The following is a 15621-nucleotide window of genomic DNA, read 5'->3' on the forward strand; positions in this document are numbered from 1 at the left end:
AAACGTAAAATATCCGAATTGTCAAAATCTATGTTCCCGATAATGTCGGTACAGGGCGGATATTTTTTTCAAAAGCCTCGTTCGTTGCCTGTCATTGTCCTGTATTACTGGTGATTGCGTTTTTTTTGTGGCCGATTGCTTTTTTTGCCTGAGCCGAGCCTGCCCGCGGTTTTGTCCGTATCCGGATGGTGCCGCGCCCAGTCTGCGCCCGGTCGCTGCAGGATGATAGAGGGGATATTTGTGGATGCAGGGGACGGATTCCGATAAAAAAATAAGGATGGACTTGTGTCCATCCTTACCGGGGTTGTGGAGAATACCAGGGTCGAACTGGTGACCTCTTGCATGCCATGCAAGCGCTCTAGCCAACTGAGCTAATCCCCCGTTGTGGGTGCAAAGATAACGGAAATTTTTTTATTTCCAAATAGCGGACGCAAAAAATCAACTGTTGAATTGCCATTGCTACCGTTCGGATAAAGGGTAGGGCCGGAGGCGTCCGCAGCCGTTTTTTCGCCTGCCACGTGGATTATGAGACTGTTGCCGCGTCTTTGCGGGTAGTACCTACGTCCGTATGGGATGCTAATGCGCGGTGAGGTTTCTGCCGCCGCTGCCTTTGCAAGCCCGTGCGGCCTGTGCCGTCTCCCTGCATATTGCTCCGTGCGTATGGCCGAACCGTCTGCCGGGACGCTGATTTCCGGCTTCGAAAGATACCGAGCTCCGTGAAGGTTGCGCCGTCCTGTCTATGGGGTTACATTGCTTCGTACCCGACGTTGCGCCGCTCCGTTTTTTTGCTTGCGCCGCTCCAGCTCTGATGTCGCGCGATTTCGTTTTTTGGGTTGCACCGCTCCATCCCTGACGTTGCGAGGTTCCGTTTTTGGGGTTGCGCCGCTCCAGCCCTGATGTTGCGCTGTCCTGTCTTTGGGGCGAGCCGCCCCATCCTTGGTGTTGCGCCGTCCGGGGCTTTCGTGCCGGCAGGCGGGGGGGGCTTGCGGCATACAGGAGGGTGTCGGGCGATCCTTCCTCCGGGTTGCCGTTTGTTTGTCCCGCCCCATGGAAAAAGCCGGCGCCTGAAGCGCCGGCTTTCCCATATGCGGGATGGCTCCCCGGTCAGTGTCGTGTCCGTTATTCGATCTCCCACGTGGCGCCCGAATGCAGCAACTCGTCCACCGAGCGGATCTTGCTCTGTGCCTTGACCTCCTCGACCTGCCGGGCCACCTCGCGGTCGTAAACCGTGGCGTCCTCGACAGCGCGGATCACGCCCAGGGCAACGGGGTATTCGGGATATTTCATCGCCGCCAGCATCGAGTGCAGCGTCGTGTCGCGCTCGTGGGCGTCGTGCGTCAGCACATCGTCCAGCGTGTAGCCGTCCTGGCCGACGGTCACGACCTTGAGCTTCATGTCCTCGAAGACGATTCCCTTCTCCATGTTGGCCCCGAACAGCATTTTCCCGCCGTGGCGCAGCGTGATCGTACGTTCGGCGCGCGTAGCCTTGTCGGCGGCGAATGCAGCGTGGGTCTTGTCGTTGAAAATCACGCAGTTTTGCAGGACTTCGATCACCGACATGCCTTTGTGCATCGCTGCGGCCACCATGCACTCCTTCGAAAGCTGCACCTCCATGTCGACCGAGCGGGCGAAGAACGTGCCTTTGGCGCCGATCACCAGTTCGCCGGGGTTGAACGGCTTTTCGACCGTGCCGTAGGGCGAGGTCTTGGTGATCTTGCCCAGCTTCGAGGTGGGGGAGTACTGCCCCTTGGTGAGGCCGTAGATCTCGTTGTTGAAGAGTATGACGTTCAGGTCGACATTGCGGCGGATGGCGTGTATGAAGTGGTTGCCGCCGATGGCCAGCGAGTCGCCGTCGCCCGTGGTGACCCAGACGCTGAGGCGCGGGTTGGCGACCTTGACGCCCGTGGCCACGGCGTTGGCGCGGCCGTGCACCGAATGGAACCCGTAGGTCTTCATATAATAGATGAACCGCGACGAGCAGCCGATGCCCGACACGAACGTGAAAAGGTTGTGCGGCGTGTCGGTCGCGTCGGCGATCTCGGGCAGCGCGCGCTGTACGGCGCTGAGGATGGCGTGGTCGCCGCATCCGGGGCACCAGCGTACCTCCTGGTCGCTTTTGAAATCCGCGGGGGTGTATTTGTATTCTGCCATGGCGTTATTTCAATAAGGATTCGAATTTTTGGCAAAGCTCTGCAACCGTGAAGGGCAGGCCCTCGCACTTGTTGTACTGTTCGTAGCGGAACTCCTGCAAACTCTGGCGCAGGTAGTTGGCGAACTGCCCTTCGTTCAGCTCGCAGACGACGATCTTGCGGAATTTCGAGAATATCTCGCGTACGCCGTGCGGCAGCGGGTTGATGTAGTTGAAATGGCACAGCGAAACGCGCTTGCCTTCGGCGCGCATCTGGTCGACGGCGTTTTGCAGGTGTCCGCGTGTACCTCCCCAGCCGACCACCAGCAGGTCGCCTTCCGGGGCGCCCCATACGGCCTGTGCCGGGATGTCGTCGACGGCTTTCGCCACCTTTTCGGCGCGGGTGCGCACCATTTTCTGGTGGTTCGACGGGTCGTGCGAGATACAACCCTTTACGCAGTCCTTTTCAAGGCCGCCGACACGGTGTTCCAGTCCCGTCTTGCCGGGGAATGCCCAGCCGCGGGCCAGGTTTTCGTTGCGCACGTAGGGCATGAAACCGCCTTCGGGGGCCTCGTCCACGATCGGCGGGGTGATGGCCGGGTAGTCCTTCATCGCAGGGATGCGCCACGGCTCCGAGCCGTTGGCGATGAACCCGTCGGTCAGCAGGATCACGGGGGTCATATGCTCCATGGCCAGGCGCCCGGCCTCGAATGCGTAGTGGAAACAGTCGCTGGGCGACGATGCCGCCACGACGATCACGGGGCACTCGCCGTTGCGGCCGTAGAGCGCCTGCGAGAGGTCGCTCTGCTCGGTCTTGGTCGGAAGTCCCGTCGAGGGGCCGCCGCGCTGTACGTCGACCACCACCAGCGGCAGCTCAGTCATCACGGCCAGTCCCAGCGCCTCGCTCTTGAGCGACAGGCCGGGGCCCGAGGTGGTCGTCACGGCGAAGTTGCCGGCGAAAGCTGCGCCGATGGCGGTGCAGATGCCCGCGATTTCGTCTTCGGCCTGGACGGTCTTCACCCCGAGGTCTTTGCGCTTGGCCAGCTCTTCGAGGATTACGGTGGCCGGGGTGATCGGGTACGAGCCGCAGAAGAGCGGCAACCCGGCCTTTTCGGCTGCGGCGCACAGTCCCCATGCCGTGGCGACGTTGCCGCTGATCGAGCGGTAGGTGCCTTTTTCGAGCGGTGCGGGCGCTACGGTATAGGTGTTTGCGAACTGGTGCGTATTGGCTGCGTAATTGTATCCCGCCTGGATGGCCAGCTTGTTGGCTTCGGCGATGGCGGGGTTCTTCTTTGCGAATTTGGTTTCGATGTATTTGAATGCGTAAGCCTCCGGCCGGTCGAACAGGTAGAAGCAGATACCCAGTGCGAACATGTTTTTGCACTTGGTCACGCTCTTGTTGTCGAGGCCGGTCTCCCGGAGCGCGTCGCGTGTCATCGTGGTGATGCCGGGGATTACTACGTTGTACTCGTCGAGTTTCAGCTCGGCGATGGGGTCGAGCGTGGCGAAGCACGCCTTTTTGAGGTGGTCTTCGGTGATCGAATCGCCGTCGATGATGACCGTCGCACCCGGTTTGAGCCATTTGCGGTTGGCCTTGAGCGCTGCGGGGTTCATCGCTACCAGCACGTCGCAGTAGTCGCCGGGATTCAGCTCCCGGTGGCTGCCGAAGTGAACCTGGAATCCCGATACGCCCGCCACGGTACCCTGCGGCGCGCGGATTTCGGCGGGGTAGTCGGGGAAGGTCGAGATCCCGTTCCCGAGCAGCGCCGAGGTGTCTGAGAAAAGCGTGCCCGTAAGCTGCATGCCGTCGCCCGAGTCGCCGGAAAAGCGGATCACGACATCCTGCAACTCCCGTACATTGGTTTTGTCCATGTCTTGTTTCGGATTAGTAGGGTTTTGAAAACAATATCACAAATATATAAATTTATTGTCAAATTGTTCACGACGGGTGACTTTTTTGCAGCCCGTATCCGCCGGGTTTTTCTCTTTGCGCCTCCGTGTTGCTGATAATCCTGCTTTTGGCGGCTCGTTTTGTGTTTTATTTGTTACCGGATTTGTGAATTTGGTTGCGATTTGATAGCGGCCTTATTATTAAAATTTTTTGCGAATGCTGCTTCCGGATTGTAAGTGCTGCTCCGGATTTTTCGCTGTAATTTGCCTTCTTCCGTTCTCCCTGCTGTTGCTTCCGCCGCTGTTCCCATCTTGCCCCGCCGCTGTTCCTGCCGTTGTTCTTTCTGCTGTTTCGGCTGGTCTTGCATTGTTCCCGTGGCTCTTCCCGCCGCTTTTATGTCGCTTCCTTCGCCGAACTTCCCGTGCCGTCCCATGCGCCCTGTCCCGCCCCGGACAGCATCCGGGCAGCCCCCGTTCCGGGCACGCAACCCGCATTGGGGGTTATACGAAAGGCCGCTGCAAAATTGCGTTGCAGCGGCCTCGTTGCCGTAACGTGTTTGTTATGCCGCATCCGGCCGGGAAATCCTGCAGGGATAGTGGCCCGGAAAATCTTGCGGGGGGCCTGTCCGGCGTATTTTGCATGGGCGCCCGTGATCCCCGCGTGGTTCGGTTGCCGGGGCGGGCAGGCTTGGACGTCTACCGGATACGGTTTCGGACGTAAACGAGTTTCAGCTCCTTATTTTCCGACGGGCGCTCTTCGATCTCGACTATTTTCGAAAGGGATTTTACCAGCAGCGACAGTTTTTTGTACCCGTAATTGCGGGGGTCGAAATCCGGCATCTTCTTGGTGAGTACCCCGCCTACGATTCCGAGGAAGGCCCAACCGCTGTCGTCGGCGGCGTCTTCGATCGTGTTTGCGAGCAGTGTTTTGAAATCCTCGTCGATCGGACGAATGATCGGCTGGGGCTGTGCCGTATCCGGAGCCGGGGCGGCCTTCTTCTCCGCAGCGGCGGGTTCTGCGGGGGCAGCCTCCGCAGCAACGTGTTCCGCGACGGCTGCTTCCGGCATGTCTGTTTCGGGTGCATTGCGCCCCTGATGTTTTTTCGCGGGCTTTTTCGGTGCCGCAGCTTTGGCTGCCGGCGCCGTTGCCGGCGTAACGGCCGTTGTCGGTGCCGGTGCGGGCTGTCCGAGTATCTCTACATAGATGAATTTGTCGCACGATTTGATGAACGGCTTGGGGGTTTTCTTTTCTCCGAAACCGAGCACCTCCCGTCCCGATTCGCGGATGCGGCTTGCCAGGCGGGTGTAGTCGCTGTCGCTCGACACGATGCAGAATCCGTTGACCGACTCTTTGTGCAGGATGTCCATCGCGTCGATTATCAGCGCCGAATCCGTCGCGTTCTTGCCTGTCGTGTAGGCGTATTGCTGGATCGGGGTGATCGAATTCTCGAGCAGCACGCTTTTCCATGCCGCGAACTTCGGGTCGGTGAAATCGCCGTAGATACGCTTGATCGTCGGCGTGCCGTAGTTGGCGATTTCGTCGAGTATGTCCTTGATTTTCCGGTGCGAGATGTTGTCGGCGTCGATCAGCACCGCGAATTTTTTATCGGATAGTTCCATGTCGGGTCTGTTTTATTTCCGAAAGATACGAATTTTTTTGGATTCGGGATGCCGATCCATCTTCTTTCGTGGCAGGCTCCCGGCTCCGGGTTCCGCCCTTCCCGCTTCTGCTGTGCCGTTTTTGCAGTACGGCGTCCGGCAGCGGGTTTGCCTCGACGTTCGTCGTGCGCTGCCGCCGGGACAGTTTCCCGGGAGAGACGGGCGGGCGTGCGCCCCGTTCTGAGTCGCTTCGCTGCGGCCTGCTCGCTGCGGCAGCCGCAGGGCATTGCCCGCATTGCATGATAAAGGCGCAAGCAGGCGTGTGCGTTCGTCGTGCCTGCTTCCGCCTCTGTTTCGGGGCTTGTCCGCCCCTGTCCGGGCCCGCTACCGGATCGAGTTCATCCTGATGCTGGCCTTGACCAGCGCGATTGCCCTTATGCGGTTGATTGCCACGTCCTTGTCTGCGTGGTGCGGGTTCTGGCTCACGAGTTTCACATACCCCTCGCGGTCGGATTTCTGAATGTATTTCACCGTCACGTACTCCTCGCCGTCGATGTCGATCGACAGCAGATACATGTCGCCCCAGAAGATGTCGTTGATGTCGCCCAGCTGTTTGTAAAGTACGATGTCGCCGCTTTTGAGCAGCGGGTACATCGAATCCCCTACGATATATATGGCGCCGTCGCATTTGGGCAGGTTGGGAATGTGGATGAAATTCACGGGTTTGGCTTGCGCCTGGTCGGCGAACAGCGGTACCAGCCCCGCCGTGCCCTCGATCGAGTAGAGAGGCACGCTCTGCAACGGCAGCGAATTGTCCGTGCGGTGCATGTAAGCTGTCAGGTCGGGTTCGGCGTTGAACATGTTGCCCTTGCCGCCTTCGAGCCATTCAGGATTTACGTTCAATTCCTGAACCAGGATGTTCCGGTTGCGTGCCGAGAGACCCGCCTTCCCGGTCTCGATCATCGAGAGGGCCGCCTTGCCGATGCCAAGCCGCTGTGCCAGTTGTTCTTGCGTCATCCCCAACTGTTTCCGTATCAGTTTTACCCGTTCGTTCATAGCTTTTAATCGGAAAATTTTATATTAAAAAATTGAATATTTTATTTGGAAATTCAATATTTTAACCTATCTTTGTCCTGCAAAGTTAAACAATTTATTTCTGCCTGCAAATTTATTTGCAAAAATCTTGCTAATTATCAACTATGTATTCGGTTTCATCTGAACTTTACCATGAGGCGGCGGCACGGTTGTCGGACGCCATCGACGGCGGGAACTATTTTTCGGGTTCACTTGCGTTCCGCTTCGGCGATACGGACTGCCGCCTCACGGCGTCGGTCATCGTCTACCGCGGCCGCGTTTCGCTGCCCGAAGGGGTACGGCACCCCGTTACGGATCTCGTGCCTGTCTGGTGGGAATTCCACACCACGCAAGCCGGGGGCGAAGTGCTCAACGATTTCGATTTCTCCGAGCTGAAGCGCTACGTGTAGTCCGCCCCAACCGTTCCGGCCATCCCTCCGGGCCCGGCGCAGCCGCCGGAACGTCATTTTCTTCCGAACCTCCCGCCGCGGCGCCGCGCATAGGGTTCAAAAACCAAACCAATGTCTGTTAAAACCGACCCGGCCTCTGCGGAAATTCCTTCCGCAGAGGTTTTCGTACCTGCCGCCATCCTCGATCCCGATTTCCCCGGCCTTCGCGCCGTGCCCGGCCAGCCCCTTTCCAGCGTCCAGTTTGTCGCACCCGACCAGCCAGTTCCCACCGGATCTTCCGTTCCCAGTGACCAATCAGTTCCCTGCGATCAGTCCGTTCCCGGCGATATTTCCGTCGCACCCGACATTTCCGCTGTGCCCGGCCTTCGCGCCGCGCCCGGCCAGCCCCTTTCCTGCGTCCAGTCTGTACTCTCCGGTCAGCCCGATCCTTGCGATCTGCCCGGCACACCGGGCACACCCGGCACACCCGGCCAGCCCGTCGCGCCCGATATTTCCGCCGCGCCCGTCCGGCCTGCTTCCCCCGCCCAAGGTGCTATTGCCGGCCGGCCCGCCGTGCCCGGGTGCGGGGCGGTCTGCACGGATGGAGCCGGGTCGTCCGGGGCTCCCTCCTCCGCTGCGGGTGTGCCCCCTTCGTTCGGCACATTCGCGCTGGCAGTCTATCCCTTCCTCGAGCTGCAACCCTTCCACCGGGCGTATTACCGTGTGCTGGAGGCTTTTGCCGCCGGGCGCATCCGGCGTCTGATCGTCACCATGCCGCCCCAGCACGGCAAGAGCGTCGGCGCGACGACACTGCTTCCGGCCTACGTGCTGGGGCTCGATCCCGACCTGCGCGTTGCGATCGCCTCCTATTCCGGGGCGCTGGCTTCGAAATTCAACCGCCGCGTGCAACGTATCATCGAATCGCGCGAATATGCCGCGCTTTTTCCCGCCACGACCATCAAACAGGGGGCGAAGCCGCCCGGTTATATCCGTACGGCCGACGAAGTGGAGGTCATCGGCCGCCGCGGCGGGCTGCTCTCCGTCGGGCGCGAAGGGGCGCTCACGGGTAACCGCGTCGACTGCTTCATCCTCGACGACCTCTACAAGGATGCCCTCGAAGCCAATTCGCCCATCGTCCGCGCCAATTGCTGGGAGTGGTATACCTCGGTCGTGCGGACGCGCATGCACAACGCCTCGCGCGAACTGATCGTCTTCACACGCTGGCACGAAGAAGACCTTATCGGCACGCTCGCCGCGCGTGAACCCGTCGTCGAGTTCACCCGCTGGGCGCAGCTCGACGGGCTGTCCCCCGACACATGGCTGCATCTGAATTTCGAGGCGCTGAAAACCTCGCCGCCTACCGAGGTCGACCCCCGTGTCCCTGGCGAGGCGTTGTGGGAAGGGCAGCAGGGGCGTGCGTTGCTCGAAGCCAAACGGCGGCTCGACCCGCTGCAATTCGAAAGTATGTACCAGGGGCATCCCTCGTCCCGCGAGGGTTTGCTCTACGGGCTGAACTTCGCCGAGTACGACCAGCTGCCGCACGAGATTGTCCGCCGCGCCAACTATACCGATACGGCCGATACGGGCGACGACTACCTCTGCTCGCTCTCGTATGCGGTCGATGCCGACGGGGTGGTCTACATCACCGATGCCGTCTATTCGCGTGAACCGATGGAGGTCACCGAGCCGCTCGTGGCCGGGATGCTCCTGCGCTCCGATACGCGGCAGGCGGCCATAGAAAGCAATAACGGCGGCCGTGGTTTTGCACGCTCGGTGCAGGCTTTGGCACCCTCCGTGCGCATCGAATGGTTCCACCAAGGCGCCAACAAGGAGGCGCGTATCCTCTCCAATTCGGCCACGGTGCTGCACCTCGTGCGCTTTCCCCGGGGCTGGAACCTGCGCTGGCCGGAGCTATACGCCCACCTGACGACCTATCGCCGCCGGTTCCGCGCCAATCGCTGGCACGATGCCGCCGACGTGGTGACCGGTATCGTCGAGCGCGAAGCCCCCGGCCGCAACCGCGCCCGGGTGAGAGGTGTCCGGTTCCTGTAGGCAGGGATCGGGTTTTAGCGGTCTAAAAGTAATATTTGAAACCGACCGTCGGGCTGATTCCGAGCTGGAAAGAGACCCCGTTCACACCCGTTCCCGAATACGACAGATAGCTGTAGTCCAATGTCAGGAGACCGATCGACAATCCGATATGGGACGACGGCCTGATTTCGAACGCTCCGAGCGACAACCCTGCATCGAAGCCGTATCCGCTGGTTCCGTCCGTCGATGCGAACGCGAATCCCACCGCCAGCTGCGGCGTGTAGTAGAAGCGGTCGCATAGTCTGACGTAATAGGCAAGGCTGGGGCCTGCCGTCAGCCCGTGCGTCGTTTCGCCGTTAGCCGAAATCAGTTGGTATCCGATCGAGCCGCCGATACGCAGCTTGTCGGATGCGAAATAACCGAATTCGGGCGCAAATCCGAATGTCGTCTGCGATGCGGAGGAGCCGTCGATGCTGATCGACGTCGTCGTTATTCCGATTATTCCGCCGACATATTTGTCTCCCTTGCTTTGGGCAGAGAGGGTCGGAATACATAGCATTAGGGCCAGAACCGGAAAGAGAAGTTTTTTCATACTTGTCGATTTGAAGGTTAGTGGTTTTGTGGTGTTTGCGGTTCTAAGTTAGAAAAAAAAGCAAAAATCCGCGTTTTTTTGCTGTAAAAAAAGCCGTTTCGCACTTCTGGACGACCGCCCGACCGGAACTCCTCGCCCCGAAAAGACTGCCGTTGCGGCTGCGCAATGTGAAGCCTGCGTTAAATTATCTTCCCGTGCGGAACCAATCGCCCCGATTTTTCGTACCTTTGGCTCCATGGTTATTTAGTTTGCACTAATCCCAATTTAACATGAAAGCATTGAAAATCGGAAATTTGCTCGCTCCCGTCCCCATCGTGCAGGGCGGTATGGGCGTAGGCATATCGCTCGCAGGACTGGCTTCGGCCGTTGCCGACCAGGGCGGCATCGGCGTCATTTCGTCGGCCGGCCTGGGAGTGATTTACAAAGACTATTCGAAAGATTACCGTACGGCCTCGATCTGGGGTCTGAAACAGGAACTGAAAAAGGCCCGCGAGGCCACGAAAGGCATCGTCGGCGTGAACGTCATGGTCGCCATGTCCAATTTCGCCGACATGGTCAGAACCGCCATCGCCGAGAAGGCGGACATCATCTTCTCGGGCGCCGGGCTGCCGCTCAACCTGCCGTCGTTCCTTACCGAAGGAGCCAAAACCAAACTGGCACCCATCGTATCGTCGGCGCGCGCCGCGAAACTGCTGTGCCAGAAATGGTTTGCCGAATATAAGTACATTCCCGACGCCATCGTGGTCGAAGGCCCCAAGGCGGGCGGCCACCTCGGCTATAAGGAGGAGCAGCTTGTCGACGAGCACTATGCGCTCGAGAGCATCGTTCCCGAAATCGTCGCCGAAGTACATGCGTTCGAGGCCGAGCACGGCTGCCATATCCCCGTCATCGCCGGCGGCGGTATCTACACCGGCGAGGATATCTACCGCATCATGTCGCTGGGCGCCGAGGGCGTGCAGATGGGCACCCGCTTCGTCACGACCGACGAGTGCGATGCCGACCCGGCCTTCAAGCAGAGCTACCTCGACGCCACGCAGCAGGATATCGAGATCATCAAGAGCCCCGTGGGCATGCCGGGCCGGGCCATCCACAGCTCGTTCCTCGACCGGGTGAAGGAGGGCCTGAAACGCCCCCGAAACTGCCCGTTCGACTGCATCAAGACGTGCGACGTGACGCACAGCCCCTACTGCATCATGCTGGCGCTCTACAACGCCTTCAAGGGGAAATTGCAGAACGGCTATGCCTTCTGCGGCGCCAACGCATGGCGGGCCGAAAAGATCCAGTCGGTATGCGACCTGATGGCTTCGCTCAAGGCCGAGTATGACAATTTTTCGCTGAAAGGGAAACTCTTCGGCGTAAAATAATCCGCTCCCCGGGAAAGCCCTCCCTTCCGACTTTTTCAGGGGTGGGGCGAAAAGATGTGACGACCTGATAAATCGGGTCGTCACATCTTTTTTTGAAGGAGAATGGGGGACGGGGGCAACGGTTTTGTTTCCGGTTTCCTGCACGAAAAAACACGCTTCAATTCGACCCGCAGCGAGTTGTGTGCGCTGCGGTCGTGTTGTATATTAGGTGCAGGGCTGCCGATTCGGCAGCCCTGCTTTTTTACGCTTGATCCTGCCCTGCCACCCCGATCAGCCTGGAGCAAAGCTTAACAGATCCAATTTTGGTTGTTATGATAAGGAATGCTGTCTGAACCGTATGCGGTAACGCAGACTGCATACCGGCGCCGCACAAGGCCGCACGAAGCCGCACAAGGCCGTGCGAGGCCGTGCGCCCGGAAACCGGGATTTTCGCTTTGCCGGGACAGCCTAAAAGGTGCCGAACCGGAAGACGATCTTCTGGCAATAGAGTTCGCCGGGTCTGAGCAGCGGCGACGGGAAATCGGGGTGGTTCACGGCGTCGGGGTAGTTCTGGCATTCGATCGCCACGCCGTCGTAGTCGTCGTAACGTCCGCCGGTCTTGGTTTCGGGGCATCCGCCTGCGAGCCAGTTGCCGGTGTAGACCATCACGCTGGGCTGCGACGAAAGTACCTTTACGCAGCGCCCCGAACTTTTTTCGCGCAGTTCGCCGACCTCGCCCAGGATGTTGGGCTGCCACCCGTCGATGACGAAAGGATGGTCGTACCCCTTGAAATCGCGGATGTGGTTGAACTCCGAGCCGATGCCGGGGCGGAAGGGCCTGAATTGGCGGAAGTCCTGCGGGGTGCCCGCTGCGTCGAGTAATTTCCCGGTCGGGATTTGCTTGTCGTTCATTTCGAGCACCTTCGAGCTGTTCAGGCGCAGTTCGTGGTCGAGGATCGAACCGCTTCCGTCGCCCGCGAGATTGAAATAGACGTGGTTCGTGAGGTTCACGACCGTCGTTTTGTCCGTCTTGGCGAGGTAGGTGATTTCCAGGGCATTGTCGTCGTCGAAATCGAATACGGCTTCGACGTTCAGCTCGCCGGGGTAATTCTGGTCGCCGTCCTCCGACAGGAGCGACATGACGACGCGGTTGGTCTCGACACGGCTTTCCCAAAGACGGTTGGCGAAATTTTTCGTGCCGCCGTGCAGGTGGTTGGGGCCGTTGTTGACCTCCAGCGAGTATTCTTTGCCTTCGATGGTCATGCGTCCCGATGCGATGCGGTTGGCACAGCGGCCGACGCTCTTGCCCGAGGCGGCCCCGTCGAAGAAGTAGCCTTCGGGGTGTTTGTAACCGAGCACCACGTCGGCCATGCGGCCTTCGCGGTCGGGCATCGTCACGGAGACGATCGCCGCCCCGAAATTCGAGATCTTCACTTCGGCGCCCTTGTCGTTGCGCATCGTGTAGAGGATGATCGCCTCTCCTTCGGGCGTCATGCCCCATACGTGTTGTTCGATAGTTACCATATTATTCTGCGGGTTTTAAGGTTGCCAGGATATGGTCGATGCGGCGCAGGGTCTCCTCCTTGCCGATGAACGACGTCACGTCGTACATGCCGGGGCCCTTGCCGGCGCCGACCAGGGCCAGGCGCAGCGTGTTCATCACCTGCCCCATGCCGTAGCCTTTCTGCTCGATCCAGCCGTGTATGATCCGCTCGGTATTTTCCAGCGAGAAATCGTCGATCGCGGCCAGTACGCTGCGCAGTTCGCGCAGGATTTCAGGGTTCTGCCCCTTCCAGTATTTCCTGGTCTGCTTCTCCTCGTATTCGGCCGGGGCCACGAAAAAGAACGACGTCAGATCCCACAGGTCGGTGATGAACGTGGCGCGCTCCTTCATGATGCCGGCGGCGCGGCCTGCGACCTCGTCCGCGACCTCGATGCCGTGCCCGCGCAGGATCGGCTGGTAGAGCGCGGCCAGTTCGGCGTCGCTCTTATGGTGCATGTACTGTGCATTGAACCATTTTGCCTTGTCGGGCTGGAAGCGTGCGCCCGACTTGGAAACGCGTTCCAGCGAGAAATTGTCGATCAGCTCCTGCATCGAGAAAATCTCCTGTTCGGTGCCGGGGTTCCACCCCAGCAGCGCCAGCATGTTGATGAATGCCTCGGGGAAATAGCCATCCTCGCGGTATCCGTGCGCGGTCTCGCCCGTCGTGGGGGATTTCCAGAAGAGCGGGAATACGGGGAATCCCATCTTGTCGCCGTCGCGTTTCGAGAGCTTGCCGCCGCCCGTGGGTTTGAGCAGCAGGGGCAGGTGGGCGAACGCGGGCTGCGTCGCCGTCCATCCGAATGCCTTGTATAGCAGGTAGTGCAGCGGCAGCGAAGGAAGCCACTCCTCGCCGCGGATGACGTGCGAGACCTCCATCAGGTGGTCGTCGACGATGTTGGCAAGGTGGTAGGTGGGCAGTGCGTCGGCCGATTTGTAGAGCACCTTGTCGTCGAGCGTCGAGGTGTTGACCTCCACGTGGCCGCGGATCAGGTCGTCCATTTCGACGACTTCGTTTTCAGGCATTCTGAAACGGATCACCCACTGGTCGCCGCGGTCGATACGCGCCCTGACCTCTTCGGCGGGCAGCGCCAGCGAGGTGGCCAGCTTTTCGCGCACGGTGTAATTGTAGGCGAATGCCTCGCCGCGTCCTTCGGCCTCCCTGCGCAGGGCGTCCAGCTCTTCGGCCGTGTCGAACGCATAGTACGCCCACCCGGCTTCGACCAGCTGCAGGGCGTATTTGAGGTATATCTCACGCCGTTCGCTCTGGCGGTAGGGGGCGTGGGGGCCGCCCGCGCCGACGCCTTCGTCGATCCGGATGCCGCACCACTCGAGCGATTCGAGGATATACTCTTCGGCGCCCGGTACGAAACGCTGCGAGTCGGTGTCCTCGATGCGGAGGATCATTGTGCCGCCCATCTTGCGGGCGAATAGGTAGTTGTAAAGGGCCGTGCGGACGCCGCCGATATGCAGCGGCCCCGTGGGGCTCGGTGCAAAGCGCACTCTTACGGGTCTTGCCATGTTATGATTCTATTTTGTTTTTGTCGTTTCGTTTCAGTTCGTCTTCCCTGTGCCGGGCGTAGGCGTCGTATTCGGGCGTATCCGGGAAATCGCGCCACGCCCTGCCGCACCTGCGCAGCCCGGCGGCCGCGACGATTGCCATGCCCGCGCAGGCTGTTCCCACGATTGCCGCCGTGATAATCCACATCGTGCGGTTACGCAGGATCGCAGCGGCGAGGATCAGGCCGAAAAGCACTCCCTGCGTCCGGCGGGAGAACAGTATGCTGCACAACGTGTCCATGTCCGGGGTGTCCTTATTGCGGGTGTCCGCTGCGTTTCGGTGTGCCGGATGGGGACGTCAGACGTTGAACAGGAAGTGCATGATGTCGCCGTCCTGCACGACGTATTCCTTGCCCTCGATGCCTATTTTACCGGCGTCGCGGCACGCTTTCTCCGAGCCCAGCGCCACGTAGTCGTCGTACTTGATGACCTCGGCGCGGATGAATCCCTTTTCGAAGTCGGTGTGGATGATACCTGCCGTCTGCGGGGCTTTCATGCCGCGCACGTATGTCCAGGCCCGCGACTCGTCGGCGCCCGTGGTGAAGAACGTTTCGAGGTTCAGCAATTTGTAGGCCGATTTTATCAGGCGAGCCACGCCCGATTCCTCAAGGCCGAGGTCTTCGAGGAACATCTGCCGCTCCTCGTAGCTTTCCAGTTCGGCGATGTCGGCCTCCGTCGCTGCTGCGACGACGAGCATTTCGGCTTTTTCGCCGGCGATGGCCGCCTTCACCGCTTCGGTATAGGCATTGCCCGTCACGGCGCTTTTCTCGTCCACGTTGCAGACGTAGAGCACCGGTTTGTCGGTCAGTAGGTTGAGGTCGGCGACCAGCTTGCGGTCTTCCTTCTCCAGTTCCACCGTGCGGGCGCTGTTGCCCTGTTCGAGTGCGGCTTTGTATTGCAGGAGCAGCTCAACGGCGCGTTTGGCGTTCTTGTCGCCGCCCGAGGTGGCCTGCTTCTGCGTCTTGGCGAGGCGGTTTTCGACGGTTTCGAGGTCTTTGAGCTGCAACTCCGTGTCGATGATGCCCTTGTCGCGCACGGGGTCGATCGACCCGTCCACATGGGTGATGTTGCCGTTGTCGAAGCAGCGCAATACATGGATGATGGCGTGCGTGTTGCGGATGTTGGCCAGGAATTTGTTGCCGAGCCCTTCGCCTTTCGACGCCCCTTTCACCAGCCCGGCGATGTCCACGATCTCGATCGTGGTCGGAATCACCCGCTTGGGATTGTCGATCTCCGCCAGTTTGACAAGCCGCTGGTCGGGAACCGTGATGACGCCCACATTGGGCTCGATGGTACAGAAAGGAAAGTTCGCCGCCTGTGCCTTCGCATTGGACAGGCAGTTGAAAAGGGTCGATTTACCCACGTTGGGCAAACCTACGATGCCGCATTGTAAAGCCATTCTATTTTAGTTGTCGTTAGATTTCAATAACCCCGCAAAGATACGAAATTCTTTTCATATTGTCATCGCAGGCAGG

Annotated in this window: 13 protein-coding genes and 1 tRNA gene; 3 read left to right on the forward strand and 11 right to left on the reverse strand. The window is 59.8% G+C overall.

Translation table 11 applies throughout. The annotated features are described in order from the left end of the window. Positions 1-307 precede the first annotated feature (307 nt). From NQ559_RS11835 to NQ559_RS11855, 5 genes are all read right to left on the reverse strand, one after another. A tRNA-Ala gene (locus tag NQ559_RS11835) sits at positions 308-381 on the reverse strand. A 738-nt stretch (positions 382-1119) separates the two neighbouring features. Continuing rightward, positions 1120-2151 carry a 2-oxoacid:ferredoxin oxidoreductase subunit beta gene (locus NQ559_RS11840; RefSeq protein ID WP_018696822.1) on the reverse strand — a complete coding sequence of 344 codons (1032 nt, stop codon included), beginning with the start codon at positions 2149-2151 and terminating at the stop codon, positions 1120-1122. A gap of 4 nt (positions 2152-2155) precedes the next feature. Then, positions 2156-4000 (reverse strand): 2-oxoacid:acceptor oxidoreductase subunit alpha, encoded by a 1845-nt coding sequence (locus tag NQ559_RS11845; RefSeq protein WP_018696823.1) that lies wholly within the window; start codon positions 3998-4000, stop codon positions 2156-2158. 714 nt (positions 4001-4714) lie between these two features. After that, entirely contained in the window at positions 4715-5638 is a 924-nt protein-coding gene (locus NQ559_RS11850) for an NYN domain-containing protein (RefSeq protein ID WP_018696825.1), read from the reverse strand. A 363-nt stretch (positions 5639-6001) separates the two neighbouring features. Continuing rightward, positions 6002-6673: an XRE family transcriptional regulator gene (locus NQ559_RS11855; RefSeq protein ID WP_018696826.1), complete on the reverse strand. Its 672-nt coding sequence runs from the start codon at positions 6671-6673 to the stop codon at positions 6002-6004. A gap of 143 nt (positions 6674-6816) precedes the next feature. Here NQ559_RS11855 and NQ559_RS11860 point away from each other — a divergent pair, with 143 nt between their 5' ends. Next, positions 6817-7101, forward strand: a complete 285-nt coding sequence (locus NQ559_RS11860; protein WP_018696827.1) for a hypothetical protein — start codon at positions 6817-6819, stop codon at positions 7099-7101. A 294-nt stretch (positions 7102-7395) separates the two neighbouring features. Here NQ559_RS11860 and NQ559_RS11865 read toward each other — a convergent pair whose 3' ends face one another. Continuing rightward, positions 7396-7629 carry a hypothetical protein gene (locus NQ559_RS11865; protein WP_018696829.1) on the reverse strand — a complete coding sequence of 78 codons (234 nt, stop codon included), beginning with the start codon at positions 7627-7629 and terminating at the stop codon, positions 7396-7398. A gap of 93 nt (positions 7630-7722) precedes the next feature. On the opposite strand from NQ559_RS11865, the gene terL reads away from it, so the two are divergent. Next, entirely contained in the window at positions 7723-9132 is a 1410-nt protein-coding gene (terL, locus tag NQ559_RS11870; protein ID WP_018696830.1) for a phage terminase large subunit, read from the forward strand. 22 nt (positions 9133-9154) lie between these two features. Here terL and NQ559_RS11875 read toward each other — a convergent pair whose 3' ends face one another. Further along, complete coding sequence (locus NQ559_RS11875; RefSeq protein WP_032134308.1) at positions 9155-9703, reverse strand: outer membrane beta-barrel protein; 549 nt, start codon at positions 9701-9703, stop codon at positions 9155-9157. A 269-nt stretch (positions 9704-9972) separates the two neighbouring features. On the opposite strand from NQ559_RS11875, the gene NQ559_RS11880 reads away from it, so the two are divergent. Next, entirely contained in the window at positions 9973-11067 is a 1095-nt protein-coding gene (locus tag NQ559_RS11880) for an NAD(P)H-dependent flavin oxidoreductase (RefSeq protein WP_026318553.1), read from the forward strand. A gap of 447 nt (positions 11068-11514) precedes the next feature. On the opposite strand, the gene NQ559_RS11885 is transcribed toward NQ559_RS11880, so the two are convergent. The 4 genes from NQ559_RS11885 to ychF are packed head-to-tail and all read right to left on the reverse strand — an operon-like array spanning position 11515 to position 15545. Continuing rightward, positions 11515-12570, reverse strand: coding sequence for an aldose epimerase family protein (locus tag NQ559_RS11885; RefSeq protein WP_026318554.1), 1056 nt, complete (start codon positions 12568-12570; stop codon positions 11515-11517). 1 nt (position 12571) lies between these two features. Further along, positions 12572-14107, reverse strand: coding sequence for a glutamate--tRNA ligase (gene gltX, locus NQ559_RS11890; RefSeq protein WP_026318555.1), 1536 nt, complete (start codon positions 14105-14107; stop codon positions 12572-12574). 1 nt (position 14108) lies between these two features. After that, complete coding sequence (locus NQ559_RS11895) at positions 14109-14387, reverse strand: hypothetical protein (RefSeq protein WP_018696835.1); 279 nt, start codon at positions 14385-14387, stop codon at positions 14109-14111. Between the two features lie 57 nt (positions 14388-14444). After that, positions 14445-15545 carry a redox-regulated ATPase YchF gene (gene ychF, locus NQ559_RS11900; protein WP_018696836.1) on the reverse strand — a complete coding sequence of 367 codons (1101 nt, stop codon included), beginning with the start codon at positions 15543-15545 and terminating at the stop codon, positions 14445-14447. Positions 15546-15621: the final 76 nt, after the last annotated feature.

The sequence above is a fragment of the Alistipes onderdonkii genome, assembly GCF_025145285.1.
Classification (GTDB): Bacteria; Bacteroidota; Bacteroidia; order Bacteroidales; family Rikenellaceae; genus Alistipes; species Alistipes onderdonkii.